Origin of the sequence: Hungatella effluvii (assembly GCF_003201875.1) — a bacterium.
Lineage (GTDB): Bacteria > Bacillota > Clostridia > Lachnospirales > Lachnospiraceae > Hungatella > Hungatella effluvii.
In genome coordinates, this window is record NZ_QJKD01000006.1 from 81,893 (window position 1) to 101,482 (window position 19,590).

Annotated in this window: 12 protein-coding genes; all 12 read left to right on the plus strand. The window is 51.2% G+C overall.

Translation table 11 applies throughout. The features are described 5' to 3' along the window. The first annotated feature begins 480 nt into the window (after positions 1 to 480). The 12 genes from DFR60_RS12785 (at position 481) to DFR60_RS12840 (ending at position 19,585) form a co-directional block, all read left to right on the plus strand. The gene (locus DFR60_RS12785) at positions 481 to 1,602 is read left to right on the plus strand and encodes an ABC transporter ATP-binding protein (protein WP_110323236.1); all 1,122 of its coding nucleotides are present in this window, start codon (positions 481 to 483) and stop codon (positions 1,600 to 1,602) included. Positions 1,603 to 1,723: 121 nt separating this feature from the next. Further along, the gene (locus tag DFR60_RS12790) at positions 1,724 to 2,590 is read left to right on the plus strand and encodes a carbohydrate ABC transporter permease (protein ID WP_002604030.1); all 867 of its coding nucleotides are present in this window, start codon (positions 1,724 to 1,726) and stop codon (positions 2,588 to 2,590) included. A gap of 32 nt (positions 2,591 to 2,622) precedes the next feature. After that, a complete protein-coding gene (locus DFR60_RS12795; RefSeq protein ID WP_432764112.1) occupies positions 2,623 to 3,498 on the plus strand; it encodes a carbohydrate ABC transporter permease in 876 nt (291 codons plus the stop codon). A 90-nt stretch (positions 3,499 to 3,588) separates the two neighbouring features. Next, positions 3,589 to 4,983, plus strand: a complete 1,395-nt coding sequence (locus DFR60_RS12800; protein ID WP_110323238.1) for an ABC transporter substrate-binding protein — start codon at positions 3,589 to 3,591, stop codon at positions 4,981 to 4,983. A 19-nt stretch (positions 4,984 to 5,002) separates the two neighbouring features. After that, positions 5,003 to 5,740 carry a glycerophosphodiester phosphodiesterase gene (locus tag DFR60_RS12805; RefSeq protein ID WP_110323239.1) on the plus strand — a complete coding sequence of 246 codons (738 nt, stop codon included), beginning with the start codon at positions 5,003 to 5,005 and terminating at the stop codon, positions 5,738 to 5,740. Between the two features lie 94 nt (positions 5,741 to 5,834). Further along, positions 5,835 to 7,661 (plus strand): NlpC/P60 family protein, encoded by a 1,827-nt coding sequence (locus DFR60_RS12810; RefSeq protein ID WP_110323240.1) that lies wholly within the window; start codon positions 5,835 to 5,837, stop codon positions 7,659 to 7,661. 124 nt (positions 7,662 to 7,785) lie between these two features. After that, the gene (locus DFR60_RS12815) at positions 7,786 to 9,315 is read left to right on the plus strand and encodes an LCP family protein (protein ID WP_341457948.1); all 1,530 of its coding nucleotides are present in this window, start codon (positions 7,786 to 7,788) and stop codon (positions 9,313 to 9,315) included. A gap of 212 nt (positions 9,316 to 9,527) precedes the next feature. Next, positions 9,528 to 10,406 carry a hypothetical protein gene (locus DFR60_RS12820; RefSeq protein WP_110323242.1) on the plus strand — a complete coding sequence of 293 codons (879 nt, stop codon included), beginning with the start codon at positions 9,528 to 9,530 and terminating at the stop codon, positions 10,404 to 10,406. A 383-nt stretch (positions 10,407 to 10,789) separates the two neighbouring features. Continuing rightward, a complete protein-coding gene (ybiA, locus tag DFR60_RS12825) occupies positions 10,790 to 11,368 on the plus strand; it encodes a riboflavin biosynthesis intermediates N-glycosidase (protein ID WP_110323243.1) in 579 nt (192 codons plus the stop codon). Continuing rightward, complete coding sequence (locus DFR60_RS12830; protein WP_110323244.1) at positions 11,365 to 12,279, plus strand: NUDIX hydrolase; 915 nt, start codon at positions 11,365 to 11,367, stop codon at positions 12,277 to 12,279. The genes ybiA and DFR60_RS12830 overlap by 4 nt, the downstream gene beginning before the upstream one ends. A gap of 179 nt (positions 12,280 to 12,458) precedes the next feature. Then, a complete protein-coding gene (locus DFR60_RS12835) occupies positions 12,459 to 16,043 on the plus strand; it encodes a response regulator (protein WP_110323245.1) in 3,585 nt (1,194 codons plus the stop codon). A 5-nt stretch (positions 16,044 to 16,048) separates the two neighbouring features. Further along, entirely contained in the window at positions 16,049 to 19,585 is a 3,537-nt protein-coding gene (locus DFR60_RS12840; RefSeq protein ID WP_110323246.1) for a hybrid sensor histidine kinase/response regulator, read from the plus strand. Positions 19,586 to 19,590 lie beyond the last annotated feature (5 nt).

The window sequence follows — 19,590 nt, forward strand, 5'->3', positions numbered from 1 at the left end:
TCCTCTCAGTTTTTCTGAAAAAAGGCCGCACAAAAAAGAGACTGTCTGTTTCTCGTCTTTGAGAACGGCAGCTTTTTCAGCTTCGGTTTTAATTTTTGTCTGTCAGTCTGTCATTTTAGTCTGTTATGCTGTTTAGTCTCATCAGTCCGGTTCCTGCGCGTTTGTTTTGCGGTTACCCGCATATTTCGTTCAGGAAACACGCCCGGATGGCATGGAAGAGCATCCGCCGAATTCTTCGATAAACTCTTCTCCTCGTTAACCTTCAGTACCGGTCTTCACCGTTCACGCTCGTACTTACAGGTGCATGGCGCTTAGCTTTGCTATTGAAATTTATGCCTCCTCATAAATTTAGTCTATTATATCCCGAACAACTTTGTGCGTCAATAGAAGGTTTACAACGTTTTTACCAAAACTTTCTTTTTCATTTTACATTGCCCTTATAAAATAAGAGCATACCGGAAAGAAAAGGAAGGAACTGTTATGGCGAGTTTATCGTTAGTAAATGTGTGCAAAACCTATAAGAATGGTTTTGAGGCGGTGAAGGATGTGAACCTCGAAATCAGGGATAAGGAGTTCCTGATTCTGGTGGGACCGTCGGGGTGCGGGAAGTCGACGACACTCCGCATGATCGCCGGGCTGGAGGACATTTCCTCCGGTCAGCTCTGGATTGACGGTCAGCTGGTCAACATGCTGGAACCAAAAAACAGAGATTTATCCATGGTGTTTCAGAATTACGCGCTGTACCCTCATATGACGGTGTATCAGAATATGGCCTTCGGGCTGAAGGTGCGGAAGACACCGAAGGAGGAGATCGACAGACGGGTGAGGCAGGCCGCAAAAATCCTGGATATCGCCCATCTGCTGGACAGAAAGCCTCACGCGCTGTCGGGAGGCCAGAAGCAGAGAGTGGCGATCGGCAGCGTGATTGTAAGGGAGCCGAAGGCATACCTCATGGATGAACCTCTCTCCAACTTAGACGCGAAGCTGCGGTCGCAGATGAGGGTGGAACTCTCGAAGCTGCACCGGGAGCTGGGCGCTACCGTGATCTATGTGACTCACGATCAGGTAGAGGCCATGACGCTGGGGACGAGGATTGTTGTTATGAAGAGTGGTAAGATTTTGCAGGCTGCCGCCCCCGGGGATTTATATCAGAATCCCGTGAATAAATTCGTGGCTGGTTTTATCGGTTCTCCGGCGATGAATTTTCTGCCAGCGTGGGTAGAACGGCGCGATGAGAGAGTCTGCCTGGAATTTGGCAGCAGCAGACTGTATGTAAACCGTATGTGCGCCTCCCGGCTGATCGAAGGCGGATACTTGGGAAGACGGGTATATCTGGGAATCAGGCCGGAAGACTTTCATGAAACGGGACCCGGGGAAAATGCGCTTCCGCTGGAAGTGGAAATCAAGGAAATGCTGGGTGCCGAACAGCTTCTCTATGGAAACAGCGGACGAAATGAGCTCTGCGTCCGTACGAAACCGGATTTCAAAGCGGAACCGGGAAGCACGGTGACGGTCTTTGTCGACATGGACCGCATCAAGCTGTTTGATATGGAGACAGAAGAAAATATTTTATTTCACAGGGGAGTTTGTCCTATGAAATGAAATTCCTCCGGGGTATGCGCACTACGCGCTAAGGAAATATGGCCGCTAAAGCGACCGCGCTCCGGCGCGCGAGTCCGGCAAACCGGACTCTTTATTCTATCTGTAAGGAGTGAGTGTTCAAATGAAAGTGAAAGCAATGGTAAAAAAGGCCGGCCCATACGCCTATCTTGTCCCTGCCCTGGCAGTTTTCGCGGTTTTCCTGTTCTATCCCTTTTTCAAGACCATCTATTTAAGCCTCTATAAAACGAACAAAATGGGGCAGGCCAGGCTCTTTGTGGGAGCCGGAAACTATAAGGACTTATTAACGTCCTCCTCATTTTTAAACAGCCTCGTGGTAACGGGTGTGTTCGTGGCGATTGTGGTCTCTGTAAGCATGCTGCTGGGACTCTTTACGGCCCTGCTGTGCAATAAGACATTTCCGGGAATCCGGGTCTTCAGCACAGCCTATGCGCTTCCAATGGCGATCGCCTCCAGTTCGGCAGCCATGATCTTCAAAATTATGCTTCACCCGTCGATCGGCATTGTAAACAAGCTGACGGGACTTAATATCAACTGGATCAGTGATCCGAAATATGCGCTTCTCTGTGTGGCTCTTGTGACCGCATGGTTAAACAGCGGGATCAATTTCCTGTATTTCAGCGCGGGACTCAGCAATATCGATGAATCGATCTACGAAAGGGCGTCCGTGGATGGCGCAGGCGCGTGGGCCAAATTCTTTCATCTGACACTGCCGGGACTCAGCCCCATTCTGTTTTATACGCTGGTGGTCAATATCATTCAGGCCTTTCAGTCCTTTGGCCAGGTCAAGGTCCTGACACAGGGCGGGCCGGGAGAATCCACCAACTTAATCGTATATTCGATCTACCGGGATGCGTTCTTTAACTACCGGTTCGGAGGCGCGGCGGCGCAGTCGGTTCTTTTGTTCGGCATCATTATGATTCTCACGCTGTGCATGTTCCGGCTGGAGAAGAAGGGGGTAAACTACTGATGGATTCTACCATAACTGCAGAGAGAAACAAAATGAGCGAGGCGGAGATTGCCAGACTCTACCAGGAGGCCAATCAGAAGGCCCTGATCAAAAGAAGAGTGGAACGGACCGCGCTGGTAGCTGTCAACATCGCGGCGGCTTTTGTGATCCTGCTGCCGCTTTTCTACGCCGTGAGCATCGCTTTTATGCCCTCCAGTGAGCTTTTTACCACGGAACTCAATCTGTTTCCGTCAAGTCCTACCATGGATAATTTTAAAGAGGCCATGAGAAAAATTCCGCTGGGACGGTTTATTCTCAACTCGTTTATCGTGGCGGGCGCCATTACCTTCGGGCAGATTATATCCTGCTCTCTGGCGGCATTTTCCTTCTCCTTTTTAGATTTTAAAGGCAAAAATGTCCTGTTCATGATCGTCATGGCGACGATGATGATACCGGGCGAGGCCACCATCATATCCAATTACTTAACCGTCAGCCGTCTTAAATGGCTGGACAGCTATCAGGTGCTGATTATCCCGTACCTGACATCGGCCATGGGTATCTTCCTGTTTCGTCAGTTTTATATGACGTTTCCCATTTCACTGTACGAATCGGCAAAGATCGACGGATGTTCGAATATAAAATTCATCTTCCGGATTCTGATTCCGCTTACGAAGGCGGCGATCGGAGCTATGGCGGTCTATACCTTTATCAACGCCTGGAACATGTATATGTGGCCGCTGCTGGTTACCGGCTCTGATTCCATGCGGACCGTGCAGATCGGAATCGGAATGCTGGACAGTGTGGATTCCCAGTCCATATCCATGATGATTGCCGGTGTGGTGATGATCATTATACCGTCCATTTCGGTATTTTTGATCGGACAGAAACAATTGATCCATGGAATGTTTTCGGGCGCCGTCAAAGGCTAGGTCCGGCAGTATTAGCAGACCGGCGCCAAGTGAGGCGTACGGCGATCCCGATGCAGATAAAATAAGAAAGAAAATTCTGGAGGAATAAGCATGAAGAGAAATGCAATTGCTGCCTGTATGGCCCTTATGGTGGCCGCAGGAAGCGTGACAGGCTGCAGCAGCCAGACAGGAACGAAAGAAAATGATACGACGGCACAGGATACGGCTGCGGGAACAGAGGCGGTGAAGAGCAGCGCGGCAGAGAATAAGGCCGATGGTGTAACCATCACCTTCTGGCATTCCATGGGCGGCGTGAACGGTGAGGCGATCAATACTCTGGTGGAGCAGTTTAATAAGGAGAACACAGACAAAATCACCGTGGAAGCCCAGTACCAGGGCAGCTATGACGATGCGATCAACAAGCTTAAGAGCGCCCAGATCGGCAGTATGGGGGCCGACCTCGTTCAGATCTATGACATTGGCACCCGGTTCATGATCGATTCCGGCTGGGTGGTCCCCATGCAGGATTTGATTGACGGGGAAGGATGGGACTTAAGCCAGGTAGAACCAAATATTGCGGCTTACTATACGGTGGATGACGTCCTCTACTCCATGCCGTTTAATTCCTCCACCCCGATTCTCTATTATAACAAGGACATGTTTGAGAAGGCAGGAATCACGGAGATTCCGGACAGCCTGCCGAAGATTGCGGCTGTGGGAGACGGGCTTCTCGAAAAGGGAGGTGCCGGAGAGGTGATTTCCCTGGGAATTTACGGCTGGTTCTTTGAACAGTTTACTTCCAAACAGGGTGCGGACTATGCGGACAACGGCAACGGAAGAACCGCGGCGGCAACGGCAGTCGATTTTGACAAAAACGGCGCGGGCGTTAAGACGCTTACCGCATGGAAGGCTCTGGCAGACCAGGGGTATGCGCCTAATGTGGGACGCGGCGGAGATGCCGGACTGGCTGATTTCAGCGCAGGTAAGGCGGCTATGACGCTTGGATCTACCGCTTCGTTAAAACAGATCTTAAATGACGTAAACGGCAAATTTGAAGTGGGCACCGCTTATTTCCCGAAGGTGAGCGACGAGGACCAGGGCGGCGTGTCGATCGGCGGCGGTTCCCTTTGGGCGCTGAACAACGAAGATCCGGCGAGACAGAACGCGGTCTGGCAGTTCGTGAAGTTTCTCGTTTCTCCGGCCAGCCAGGCTTACTGGAATTCCCAGACCGGTTACTTCCCGGTAACCGTGGCCGCACATGAGGAGACGGTATTCCAGGAGAATATTGCGAAGTATCCCCAGTTTGAAACGGCGATCGACCAGCTCCATGATTCCACACCGCAGTCGGCGGGGGCGCTCTTAAGCATTTTCCCGGAGGCGAGACAGATCGTGGAGACAGAAATTGAAAATATGTTAAACAACGGCACTTCCCCGGAAGATACGGTGGCGAAGATGGCCGATAGCATCAATAAATCCATAGAGGATTACAATCTCTTGAACGAGTAAAGAAAAGGAGTACGGGACGATGAAAACGAAGGTTTGGGCACACAGAGGGGCGTCGGCCTATGCGCCGGAAAATACGCTGGAGGCATTTGAACTGGCGGTCAGCCAGGGCGCGGATGGAGTGGAGCTGGATATCCAGATGACGAAGGACGGCTCTCTGGCCGTGATACATGACGAGACCATCGACCGGGTCTGCGGCGGCAGCGGCTGTGTGGCGGATTTTACGATGAAGGAGTTAAAGAAGTTCCGATGCAGCAGGCTGCACCCGGAGTTTGCGAATGCGAGGATTCCGGAGCTGGGAGAGGTGCTTTCCCTTATCAAACCTTCGAAGCTGACCGTAAATATCGAACTGAAGACGGGGATCGTCCGTTATAAGGGGATCGAAGAGGCTGCCATAAAGTTGGTAAAGGAGATGGGAATGGAGGACCGGGTGATCTATTCGTCCTTCCACCATCCCAGCCTCTTAAAGGTGAAACGGCTGGATCCGGATGCCAAAACAGGTCTTTTGTATTCGGATGGCTGGATCCATGTGGCTTCCTATGGGAAGAAGCTGGGAGTGGATGCGCTTCATCCGGCGCTCTACCACCTGCGTTCCGGGAAGCTTCTCAAGGAGGCAAAGGAGAAGAAACTGCCACTCCACGTGTGGACTGTGAACGAGGAAGGGGCCATGAGGGTCCTTGCGGAGCAGAAGATCGCCGCCCTGATTACCAACTACCCGGATGTGGCGCTGCGTGTGGTGCGCGAGATGAGCCGACACTGAATCTTAATAAACATTTAATTCTTTTTCTCTGTTTTTTGACGGGACAATATGGTATATTCTTACTTTAGAAACGATAACAGGAAGATGAAAACCGATGAAACGAAACAGAACCGTCAGAAACCAGACTATATCCGCCATTTTTATGGCTCTTGTGGGAACCGTGATTCATGCGGGGGCCCAGTCTTATCTTTCATCCTATGATATACCAGAAAATAAACCGGCGCGGCCTGTGGTCACCATACCGCCTGTCGTGCCGGAGGAAACAAAGCCGGTGGAAACTGTGCCGGAGACGGAGGCGGAAGAAGTATTTTCGCCTTCTCTTGCTGCGCTGAATCTGGCTTATCTCTATCCGGAGGGCGCAGACCGCACGGATGCGCAGAACAGTCTGGCGGGGCAGATCCTCCGTGAATTATCTGTAAAAGACTCGGAATGGCTGGCCTCCATCTATGATTTATCTAACCGGAAGCCGGCAGAAGCCGCTGCAAAGCTGGGACTTCCCGTGGACCGTGTGCGGGGACTCTACAATCCGCTTGATGAATCGCAGACAGAAGACAATCCTGACAGCTGGCTACTCTCCGAGTGGTCGCGCATCGACATGGTCTTTACTGATGAAAATGGAAACAGAATTATGGCTGATTCCAATATCAAGGAAATCATGGCCATGGCAAATACATACTTTTACTACACGGACCCTGAGGACAGCGATGCCTTTCTGAATTACGTGCTGAATCTCTGGGACAAGTCTCACTCGATTCATTATTCCATCGGAGAGGTGTATTACTGTGACGGCTGTCTGGAGGAGGCGTCCGGTGATACGGAAGCCTCTGAGGCAGCAGGAACCGCCGGTTCGGGAGAGAACACGGAGAATGCCTCTGGAGACGGTTTGACGGGCTCTGAGGAGGCGCAGAGCGGAGCGGACGGGACTGCGGCTGCCTCCGCTTCAGATCATTCACAGGCGACGCCGGAAACAGCGGAGATTGGGCCGGGAGTGCCGTCTGCTTCAGAGGCAACGGTTTATGGAGCGGAAAACGGGATAGGGAGTGAAATGGCGGAAGCAGCAGAAACCGGGGAACAAGAGACCAAAGCGGAGATTGGCCCTGGAATTGCACTGATGGAAGCGTCTAAAGCCGCTGAGGCAGAAACGGCAGAGGAAACGAATAAGGAAGAGGAAACGGACAAGGAAGAAAGAACGCCTCCGGCGAAGTGTCCGGGGCATGTGGACCTTTATATTACTGCGGCTGTTACAGGCGCCTCTTCATCGGAAAAATCGCTGTTCTCCATAGCGGAGGGAGTGGCAGCTGCCGAACCGGAAGCTGGTTTTCCCGGCTGGACCGAGGAACATAAAAACGCGGTACGGGAACTGGCCGCCCAGGACTGGAAGGCTGCCTATGGACTGACGGTTTCGTCCACCTATATTTCGAATCCGCTTTCGCAGTCTGAGACGGAATACTACTTAAGCCTTCTTCCCGCGGACACCTCTCTGGAACGAAGGCGCCTGATCCGCTACGCCCTGTCTTCTGTGGGAAAAGTCCCGTACTACTGGGGCGGAAAGCCATCGGCGCCGGATTACGATGGGAATCATTTTGGCTCCCTGGCTACTGCTGATGAGAAGGGCCGCACGATGAAGGGACTGGACTGCTCGGGATGGATCAGCTGGGTATACTGGTCGGCGCTGGGAAAGAGGCTTCCGGCGGAGAGCACCGACGGACTTGCCGGCTGCGGCACCGCTGTGGCGAGAGAGGACTTAAAACCGGGAGATATTATTGTCCGGCTGGGCGACGAGGGGCATGTCGTCATGTTCCTGGCCTGGGAATCGGAGGATCGGATGAAGGTGGTGCACGAGTCCAGCGGAAGCGTAAATAATGTGACAGTCAGTACCATGCAGGCCAGCTGGCCCTATTATAGAAAGCTGATTGACTGAGAAATGTAAGAGAAAAGCAAGAAACAGTAAGATTGTTTCTGGTAGAATAAGTAAGGTTTGCCAAAGTAAATCACAGGAAAGGACTGAATAACCTGTTATGGATTATGAGGATGAATTAGACCGTATGCGTGCACAGAAGAGGCGCAGCAGCGGTGCAAAAAGAAAGGTGGACAACTTAAGCGGCCGTGCATATTATGAGAACGGTGACGGAAGAAAACGGGGAGTGGAATATGCGGGACGCCCGGATGTGCACCAGAGACTGCGGGAGGAACGGATCCGCAAGAAGAAAAAGAAGAAACGGCTGCTGATGATCGAACTGGCCGTTTTGGCCATATTGGCGGTGAGCGCATTTTTGATTTTTGGAAAGGGAACGAATCAGAAGGGATACTGGACAATTGCAATATTCGGTGTGGATTCCCGCGATGGAAAACTGGAAAAAGGCGCGCTGTCCGACGTTGAGATGATCTGCAACATTGATAAGGCCACGGGGGAGATCAAGCTGGTGTCCGTATTCCGTGATACATATTTAAAAATTAACAGCGAAGGAACGTATCATAAGATCAATGAGGCCTATTTTAAGGGCGGCCATAAGCAGGCAGTAGAGGCGCTGAACGAAAACCTGGATTTAAAGATCGATGATTACGCCACATTTAACTGGAAGGCGGTAGCGGAGGCCATCAATATCCTGGGCGGCGTGGATATTGAGATTACAGATGCGGAATTTTCTTATATAAACGGTTTTATCACTGAGACGGTTAATTCCACCGGGATCGGCTCCTACCAGCTGAAGAGCGCGGGTATGAATCATCTGGACGGAGTGCAGGCGGTGGCGTACGCCAGACTGCGTCTGATGGATACTGATTTTAACAGAACGGAACGTCAGAGAAAGGTTGTGACCCTCGCGCTGGAAAAGGCAAAACAGGCTGATTTTGGTACGTTAAAGACACTGGTATCCACGGTATTCCCTCAGATTTCAACGAGCATTGGGATCGATGATTTATTTACGATTGCCAAGGGGATCACAAAGTACCATATTGGCGAGACTGCCGGTTTCCCATTTTCCAGGACAACCATGAGAATCGGGAAGATGGACTGCGTCATTGCGACAACACTGGAGAGCAACGTCATTCAGCTTCATCAGTTCCTGTATAATGTTGAAAATTACTCTCCGTCTTCCACGGTGAAATCCATCAGTGCGAAAATATCGGAGGAGAGCGGAATCAGCGAACCGGGAAAGAACGCTCCCACAGGCGGCGGCTCTACGAAAAAGAATTCGGGGGCAGCTTCTGCGCCCAAAGAGACGGCTCCGCCTGAGACGGAAAGTGTGACAGAGGCGAGCGTGGAAGAGACCATGGAAACCACGGAGGAGACCGAAGCCGAGACAACGGAGGAGGAAACCACCGAGGCTGAGACCAATGGTGACGGAAGCCTCATCGGTCCGGGCGCCGGCCTTGACAGTGCGGTGAAAGAACCGGAGGAGACGAAGGGAACGAAAGAGACCAAGGAAGAAACTAAGTCAGAGACGAAGGCCTCTGAGCCGGCTGCGCCTGAGACGACGAAGGCTCCGGAGACACCAGCCCCCTCAGCGCCTGGTGATAAAGGTCCGGCAGGAGGTTCTTCGGGGGGCCCGGGAGAAGTGGGACCTGGGGTCTGATGCAGTAACAGGAATAAGTGAAAAATAGCAGTATGAAATATAATTACAGCCGATAGGTTGACATAAAAATATTATGTTGACCTGTCGGCTGCTTTTTATTGACATGAAAAACGAAAACTTTAAGAAAACTTAAGTCTTTCTCTTCCTTGATCTTTAGAATCCGGGTGTACGATTAAGTAAAAGAAGAGAATGAAAATGGATTGGAGGGTATTATGAAGAAAATCATCTGGATTTTGGGCGCAATGTTCGCGGCATTGCTGCTGATGGCCTGCAACGGCCTGTCGTTCAGCGGCAGCAGAATGGGGAATGGCAGCCAGCTTATTATGAAGTACAGCGTATTTAATACCACGGATTCCCAGTACTTTGAGATGGACCAGGGGGATGTGATCGACGCCGATATCGTGAGTGATTCAGGAAAGCTGTCGGTAATCATTCAAAGTGAAGACGGGGAAACGGTATATGAAAACGAAGACGTACCGACAGGCGCATTCCAGATCGAGATCAAGAAGAAGGGGATATATAAGATCAAAGTAACCGGAAAGAAGGCGAAAGGCAGCTTAAGCTTCATAAAGAGCACGGAACAGGATACCCTGGAAGCCAATCTGGCAGCGCTGAGCAATTCTTATTATGAGGGGCAGTCTTCACGGGCCTGTCAGATGCTGCAAAAATCCATCTTCAAAAAATTGCTGTTAAACGGATGGCTCGATGAGATAAGCGGCATGGAAAACGCCAGGTGGAATTACGATACCTTTACGAAATATACGGTTTTAGACCGTGACCTGGTTCCGGATGAGGACCAGGGGGAACTGTACTGCTGTACATTTTCCGCCGACAACGACAAATATGGTTACATCGTGATATCATATAGCGGCGACGGCCTGTCAAAAATTCGCGCGGTTGAAACTCCATACCTCTATGATTTCCTGGCTGAACGGGATCAGATTAAGAAGGAACTGGAGACGTCCGGAGTGGATTTATCAACAGCCTCTGCTCGGAGAGCGCAAGCATTGGGAGAGGACGGCAGCGATCCGGCAGAAGGAATTTACTTTACCGACAGCAAAGGAAACCACTATTTTTACAGCTTTTCATAGTATATGTAAGTGGGAAATAGAAAACGAAGACTGTGCAGCAGGCTGATTTTAGACAAAAATATATGCCATTCTGGAATTTGGGGAGTGTCCATGAATGGCATGTAAAAGAAGAGCTGAATGTAGTATAACACAAAAAGTTACAAAAGTCATGTTAAAAATGCATTAATTAACAAAAATGTAACCAAAACCGCTAATTATATAGCAAAAATATAACTGTATGGCAGGAATATGGACCGAAAAATTCATATTTCTGCCCTTTACAATGTACTTGACAAATGGATGGGGCTGCGTTAAGATTAGTTTGAAGATTGATAGTAACAAAATAATAATATCTAATTGATAATAACTAAAAGAAAATAAGAGAGACGGAGAAAGGGGACGCCATGAGAAACGGAATCTACGATCTGGACACTTTAAGAAAGGCCTATAACAGAGGCGATCATTTTAAATATCTATTTTTCTGGGGACACACGCCACCTGCGGACGGACGCATCAACGAGTCGTGCTTCAGCCAGTGGTGGATGTGCCGGTTTGCGGTTGATGGTACGGAATATACGTGTGCGGAGCAGTTTATGATGGCGGAAAAGGCCAGGATGTTTGGTGACGGGGAGATGCTCTCCATGATTCTTAAGGCAAAGCATCCGAAGGAGATGAAAGCGTACGGGCGTGCCGTCAGGAATTTCGATAAGGATAAGTGGGACGGCGCCTGCTATGAGATCGTTAAGCGGGGGAATCTGGCGAAGTTTTCCCAGAATCCGGAGTTGTGGGATTATTTGAAGACCACGAAATCGCGAATCCTGGTGGAAGCGAGTCCGAGAGACCGGATCTGGGGCATCGGTATGGGAAAAAGTAATCCCGATGCGGAATGTCCTGTGAAGTGGCGGGGCACGAATTTCCTGGGCTTTGCCCTGACGGAGGTCCGCGACCTTCTCCTGGAAAGGGAAGAGGGGGAAAACGGATGAAGAAGGAGCTGCGTGACCGGAACGGGCTGACAGAGGCTGAGTATCTGAGCAGTTACGAACCGGGCGATTACGTGCGGCCGTCTGTTGCGGCCGACATGGTTATCTTTACCGTCATGGAGACGGAGGAGGAGAATTACAGGAAGCTTCCGGAAAAGGAGCTGGAAGTGCTGCTGATTCAGAGAGGCGTCCACCCTTATCTGGGCTGCTGGGCGCTTCCCGGCGGCTTTGTGCGGCCTGATGAGACGACGGAGGCGGCGGCCAAGCGGGAGCTGAAGGAGGAGACAGGAGTTGACCACGTCTATCTGGAGCAGCTTTATACCTTCAGCGAGCCGGAGAGAGACCCGCGTACATGGGTTATGAGCTGTTCCTACATGGCGCTCATCGACTCTTCCAAGGTCTGGGTAAGTGCCGGGGACGATGCGGATCAGGCGGTCTGGTTCCGTACTTCCTTCCGCTTAATGGATGAACACATCGAGTACAGAAAGAACATGACCTACGACGGCATGAAGACGATACGCACAAAACGGTATGAACTGGAATTAAGCCATGAGGACGTGGTGCTGCGTTCCATGATAGAAAAAAAGATTGTAAAAACAGAACACGAAACAGTTACGGAATACAGAATTCTGGAAAATGACGGGCTGGCCTTCGACCATGCGAAGATCATTGCCTATGCGCTGGAACGGCTGAAGGGAAAGGTGGAGTATACGGATCTCGCCCTCCATATGATGCCGAAGGAGTTTACACTGACCCAGCTGCAGCAGGTGTATGAGGTTATCCTGGGGAAAACGCTGTTAAAGGCGGCGTTCAGGCGTAAGATTGCCCATCTGGTGGAGGAAACCGATTCCTTCACGGAGAATGAGGGCCACCGTCCCTCCAGACTGTTCCGCAGAAAATTGGAGGAAGAATAATGGGTGGATATGGGAGAAATACTGGCCGTCAGGCTGGTTTTCTCCCTTTTAATATGAGCATTTAATGGGAAGCCAAATGAATTGCATATTATGGGGTTCTATGCTAGAATTGTTACAAATGGCCAAAATTGCTAACCTTTGGCATACAGGGAAGACACCTGCAGGAGGGGTAAAGGAAGATGAACGAACAGATAACAGCCAGGGAATGCGTGAAAGCGTTTTGTTACGCCTGGTTTGAACGACGGAGTATGGAGGAGACCCTTGCTTTTTTAGCTGATGACGTTATGTTTATCGGTACCGGAGAGGGAGAAGCCGCCCATGGAAAGAGGGCGATGGCCGATTATATTACTCAGGACCTCCGGGAGATACCGGAACCGTTTGCGGTTGGAGTCACGATCGTTCATGAACAACAGATCGAAGCGGATATCTGTAATTTCTCCATCGGACTGACGTTAAAAAACACCTTATATTCCTGGCGGCTGCGCGGCTTCTTTCTTTTGATGCGGGAACACGGCACATGGCTGGTTAAAAGCCTTCATTTTGCGGAGCCGAGTGACAAGCAGGGGGATGAGGAGCACTATCCGCAGACTCTTGTCATGGAGAATATTGCCAGACAGCGTCAGAAGCTGCTGGATGACTCTCTTCCTGGCGGAATGATGGGCGGATACATAGAGGAAGGTTTTCCTTTTTACTTTATCAACCGGCGGATGCTGGACTACCTGGGCTATGAGAATGAAGATGCCTTTATCCGGGATATTGACGGAATGATAACAAACTGCATGCATCCGGCGGACCGGGAGATGGTGGATCTTGAAGTGGCCCGCCAGATGGAGGAATCGGGGGAATATGTGACCGAGTACCGGATGAAGAAGCAGGACGGCTCCTATATCTGGGTACATGACCAGGGGCGCGAGGTGACGGCGGAAGACGGCAGGCCTGCAATCATGTCGGTCTGTGTTGATGTCACCGCTCAGAAGCAGGCCAGGGAAGAGGTGCTGAATCTTTATAACAATATTCCGGGCGCTGTATTCCGTTGTCGGTTTGATGCGGAATTTTCCGTGATTGACGCCAACGATGGCCTGTTCGAATTTCTGGGTTATACGAGGGAAGAATTTGCCGCTATGGGGAATAACATGGCCTCCGTCATTTATCCGGCTGACCTGGAGGTTATGGCGGACCGCCTGAATAAACAGCTGATCTTTGGCAATACGATTCACAATGAGAACCGTCTGATCTGCAAGGATGGAACTGTTAAATGGATATCTATCAAGGCACAGCTGCTGAAGGAATCGGGCAGCGAACAGTTCTTTTACTGCGTTTTCGTGGATATAACGGAGGAAAAGCTTCTGCAGGATCGTATGCGGGAGCTGTATGAGAAAGAACTGACTTATTTTGCAGAGATGTCTTCCGCTGACGGCAGTATCCAGGGGCGCATGAATGTCACTCAAAACCGGGTGGAGAGCTATCTGTCCACTTCGGATATTTATCTCACGGATACGGACAACTCCTATGATGAGACGATCGAGAGTCTGGCCTCCTGTGCCGTGGACGCCGCATATGGGGAAGAGATCCGCTGGGCGCTGCGTCGGGAGAAGCTGCTGGAAGACTATGCAGCCGGAAGGACGGATTATCGTTACGAGTTTCTGTGCAGATATAACGGAGGCGCATTCTGGGGCAGCATGAATTTTAAGTCCTGCCTAAACCCGGAGACAGGCGATATTATACTCTTCTTCTATGTCCTGGACGTTACGGAGCAGAAACTGACGGAGCGTCTGCTCAAAAGAATTGCAGAACTGGATTATGACAGCATTACGGATGTAGATATCCGGCGGGATACGTATCAGCAGGTTTCCTTCAACACTTCAGAGAAGAATCTGATTCCGTGGCAGGGGGAATTTCAGAAGGAGACTACCAAGATTGCGGAACAGTTTATGGACAAGGCAGCCAAAGAAGAGTACTTAAGACGGCTGGACAGCGAATATATGAAGGAGATGTTAAAGGATCAGAACACATACTCCTTTGTGGCGGAGATGCGGGATGAGTACGGCAACGTGCGGGTCAAACGGTTTAAAGTGTTTTATATAAGCAGAGAATTGGGGCGGATCTGCATCGTGCGCACCGATGTGACCGATATCGTGCGGGGTGAGCAGCGTCAGAAGGAAGAACTGGCGGCTGCACTGGCCGCAGCGGAGCAGGCTAACGCGGCCAAGAGCGATTTCCTCTCCAGGATGAGCCATGAGATCAGGACGCCCATGAACGCCATTATCGGCATGAGCACCATTGCGGCCAAATCCATCGGGGACGACGATCAGGTAGCCGACTGCATCTCCAAAATCGGGATTTCCTCCCGCTTTCTGCTGTCGCTGATCAATGATATTCTGGACATGAGCCGGATCGAAAGCGGAAAGATGCTGCTGAAGAATGAGAAAATTCCCATGGAAGAATTCCTATGCGGAATTAATTCCATCTGTTATCCACAGGCAGCCTCGAAAGAGGTTGACTACGAATGTATTGTGGACCCGGTTCTGGACGATTATTACATCGGCGATGCCATGAAGCTGCAGCAGGTTCTGATCAACATCTTGAATAATGCGATCAAATTTACCGGCGTGAGCGGGAAAGTCACCCTTTCGGCGTCTCAGCGGAGCAAGATGAAGAATGATGCCGTCCTGCGCTTTATCATCAACGATACAGGTATCGGTATGAGTGAGGAGTTCCTGCCCCACATCTTTGAGCCGTTTACCCAGGAATCTATCGGCACTACTGCCTTATATGGAGGTACGGGCCTGGGGATGGCGATCTCCAAGAGCATTGTGGATATGATGGATGGCAAGATTACGGTACGTTCCATCAAAGGAATCGGCACAGAGTTTACTGTGGATGTGAAACTGGGTATTACGGAAGAGGAGAAGCTGCGCCATAACCAGAAGAAGCAGAATTTTAATTTCTCACACTTGAAGACGTTGGTTGTGGATGACGATGTGGCCGTCTGTGAGAGCGCTGTTGTGACGCTTCATGAGATGGGAATCAAGGCGGAATGGGTGGACAGCGGGCGCAAGGCCGTGGACAGAATCAGAGAATGCTGGGGCCGGGGCGCCTATTACGATATGGTACTGATCGACTGGAAGATGCCTGAGATGGACGGAATCGAGACGGCGAGACAGATCAGGCAGATTGTGGGGCCTGATGTCACGATCATTATCATGACCGCCTACGACTGGAGTTCCATTGAGCACGAGGCAAAGCTGGCCGGAGTTAATTTACTGATGAGCAAGCCCATGTTCAAGTCTTCTCTGGTGTCCGCATTTTCGAGGGCGTTGGGAGAGAAGGAGGAGCAGGAACAGGTATCCGCGGGCTTTGATTTTGATTTTTCCGGGAAACGTGTGCTTCTGGTGGAAGACAATGCGATCAACACCGAGGTGGCGGCTCTGCTGCTTACAGACCAGGGCTTCGAGGTGGATACTGCGGAAAACGGACTGCGTGCACTGGAGATATTCAGCAAAACGGAGCCTGGTTATTACGATGCCATACTCATGGATATCCGGATGCCAATCATGGACGGATTGTCCGCCACGGTCAATATCCGCCATTTAAGCAATCCGGATGCCAGGGATATTCCGATTATTGCCATGACTGCCAATGCCTTTGACGACGATATCGAAAAGAGCAGGGCGGCTGGCATGAACGCTCACCTGGCCAAGCCCATCGAACCGGAACGGCTGTATCAGACACTGTATGATTTTATCTTTGGAAAGGAGGAGTGACACAGATGCATGAAGACTCTCTCTCCATGAATCAGCCGGCTCCTCCGGAGCCAGAACGGACATCCTGCGTCGAGGAAATGATGCAGGATGTTTTCGATGCGGTTCAGGGCGGTATTTCGGTCTACCATGTCACCGGAAAACAGTTTGTTCCCTCCTTTTTCTCGGATGTGCTGAGTCTCCTCTGCGGCCAGGACCGGAACAGGGTGATGGAGGCGGTATGTGCGGCTTATGACAGCGGTGAATTGCTGGACCTTTCATGCAGGATCAGGCAGAACAACGGAGATCCTGTGTGGATTCGCCTGAATGGACGGCGGGCAGCAGGCAAGGATAAATTTTGTATTGTGTATACAGTTATGTCCGCAGAGAACCGTCTGCTGCAGCAGATTGCAGATGAGACGGCGGACGGAATCTATGTAATTGACAGGGAGACGTACGAGCTGCTCTATGCCAACGAATCAGGAAGGTTTCGCGGGGAAGAGCGGGGCGGAGTCGGGCGTGCTTGTTATGCCGCCCTGTACGGAAGAACGTCTCCCTGCGAATTCTGTACGCTTACCAGCCATGAGCCGGATGGGACGTCTCATGTCATGGAGACAGGAGAGACGGGGCGTTTTTACAGCACCCATTTCCGTAAAATTGACTGGAATGGAAGGCCGGCCATTGTAAAATATGTTCGGGATGTCACGGAGGAAGTGACCAACAGGAGAGAACGGGAACGTCTGGAGCAGTATTTTCAGACGGTTTTAAAGCATCTGCCGGGCGGTATCGTGGTGGTTCATTATGAAAAGGATGGAACGCTGAAGCCGGAATTTATCTCCGAGGGCTTTGCGGACATGACGGATATGACACTGAAGGAGGCATGGCAGCTGTATGAGACGGATGCCCTGGCCGGTGTCCATCCGGATGACAGAGCCCGTGTGAATGAACAGATGGAGGCGTATGTCCGGGGGAATGACAGAAATGGTGAGATCGTGTACCGCCTGGAGAAGGGCAGCGGGAATTATGTCTGGATAAAAAACAGCCTGACCATGAACCGTGACAGCGAGGAGAAGCGGATTTATTCAGTTCTTCGGGATATGACGGGGGAACTGGAGGAGAAGGAGCTGATCCGGAAGCAGTACAAGGATGTGATTCTTCAGCATTACCATATGCAGGATTCCAACGCTCTGATCGTGGGACACTGTAACATTACACAGAACAAAATTCTGGAAATCATCGATTACACGGGAGTGAACCCGCTAAAACTGTTTGGAAGCGTGCGGGAAGAGTTCTTTACCGGAATGGGGACTCTGATCGTGGATGAGGAAGAGAGGCGTAAATTCTATGGGATTTATTTGAATGAGCCGTCCCTTGCCGCGTTTAAAAGAAAAGATTTTGAGCAGTGCATGGAGTGCTTCGTCCAGATTCCAGGAGAGGCGACGGGCCGGTACGTGCAGATTACGATGACTCTGGTGGATACGCCGGACAGCAGCGATGTCACCGGTATCCTTGCGATTAGCGACATCACTGATCAGACGATCAATGACCAGATTCTGCATCGGCTTACCACCGCCAGCTATGACTTTGTCGTAGATATTAACCTGACGGCAAACCATTACCGGGTTCTTACGCAAAGCGACAGTATTTTATGTGTTCCGCCACCCCAGGGAAGCTATTCGGAGTGGACCTCCTGGGTGCAGAACTCCGGTATTATGGCACCGAGAGACCGGGAACGGTATAAGCATAACATGAATCCGGAGTATGTGATGAAAAAGCTGCAGTCAGGTCCTTATTCCTTCACTTTCTCTCTTATGGATCAAGATGGAGATATCCGCACAAAAAGCATAACTCTGTCTCCGGTTGATCTCCGTCTTGGAAGAATCTGTCTTTCGAGAACGGATATTACGGATTCTGTCAGGGAGCAGCAGGGAATGCTGCGTCTGATCGCCTATACCTTTGAACTGGCCGGGTTCATCAATCTGTCTGGAAGGAGTCTTACCATGTACACGAGGGCGACGGTTCTGGAAAATCTTCCTCCCGTCTATTCCGAGTGCTATGAGGAGGCGATTCTGGGATTTATCGATCAATGCATCACCGAGGAAAATGAGGCGGAAGTCCGCGCCAGATTCCGCATCCATACGATTTTGGAAGGCCTTCGGGAAAAGCCGGACGGATACGATTTTCTCCTTTCCTATCATACGGAGGAGGGGGAACGGTACAAACAGATTACCGTCATGTGGAGCGATGCGAATCACTCGACGGTAGGCCTGGTGAGGGCGGATGTGACGGATACGCTGACCGCCGAGAGGAAGACCAAGAAGGCGCTGGAAGACGCCCTGGCCCTCGCGGAAGAGGCAAACCGGGCGAAGAGCGATTTCCTTTCCACTATGAGTCACGATATCCGCACGCCTATGAATGCGGTGATGGGCATGACCGCTCTGGCAATCGCCCATTTAGGAGACCGGGAAAGGGTGGCGGACTGCCTTCAGAAGATATCCATCTCATCCAGGCATCTGTTAAGCCTGATCAATGATATTCTGGATATGAATAAGATCGAGCGTTCCCAGATTACGCTGAACCGCATGAAGATATCCTTAAACGAGCTTCTGGAGCAGCTGTCTGCGATGATGGCGCCTCAGGCCAGGACGGCGGGGCTTCAGTTTACTGTCCGGATGGAAGATGTCAGACACAGGCATTTTTACGGCGATTCCCTGCGGTTAAATCAGATTTTGATCAATATTCTGGGAAATGCGGTGAAGTATACGCCGATGGGCGGAAGCGTGGAGTTCTGGCTGACGGAGATTCCTCCAGTCGAGCCTTCGGCAAATGAGGCCGGCCGTGTCCGCTATCTTTTTGCGATCAGCGATACGGGTGTTGGCATGTCGGAAACGTTTCTGGCCTGTATGTTTGAACCGTTTATGCGCAATGAGAGCACGGAACGCATCGAGGGAACGGGACTGGGGCTCAGCATTACGAAAGGGCTGGTTGACCTGATGGGAGGCAGGATCCAGGCAGAAAGCCAGGTGGGCAGAGGAAGCTGTTTTAAAATAGAACTGGAATTCGACTGCCTGGAGGCGGAGGAAGAGGCGGCAGCGGAGGCTGAGGCTGAAAGGAAGACGGAGTCAGAGGCGGCCAGATGGAATGCATTTTCGCCTGCTGACGGCGATATGTTTGCCGGATGTCTCTTCCTGGTGGCTGAGGATAATGCGATTAACGCGGAAATTCTCTGTGAGCTTCTCACCATGAGCGGCGCCAGGACTGTGGTAACGACCGACGGAAAACAGGCGGTACGCGCGTTTATGGAGTCGGAACCCCATACATACAGCGCGGTTCTGATGGATGTCCAGATGCCGGGGATGAACGGATATGACGCGACCAGAGCGATCCGCAACATGGAGCGGGAGGACGCGGCAGCTATTCCGATTATTGCGATGACGGCCAACGCGTTTGCCGAGGACATACAGGCGGCAGCGGCGGCGGGAATGAACGCCCACGTGGCAAAGCCTGTCGATATGGCGGTGCTTCGGGAGACACTTTTGAGGGCGCTTAAGAAAAAGACAGTTTAGGAGGC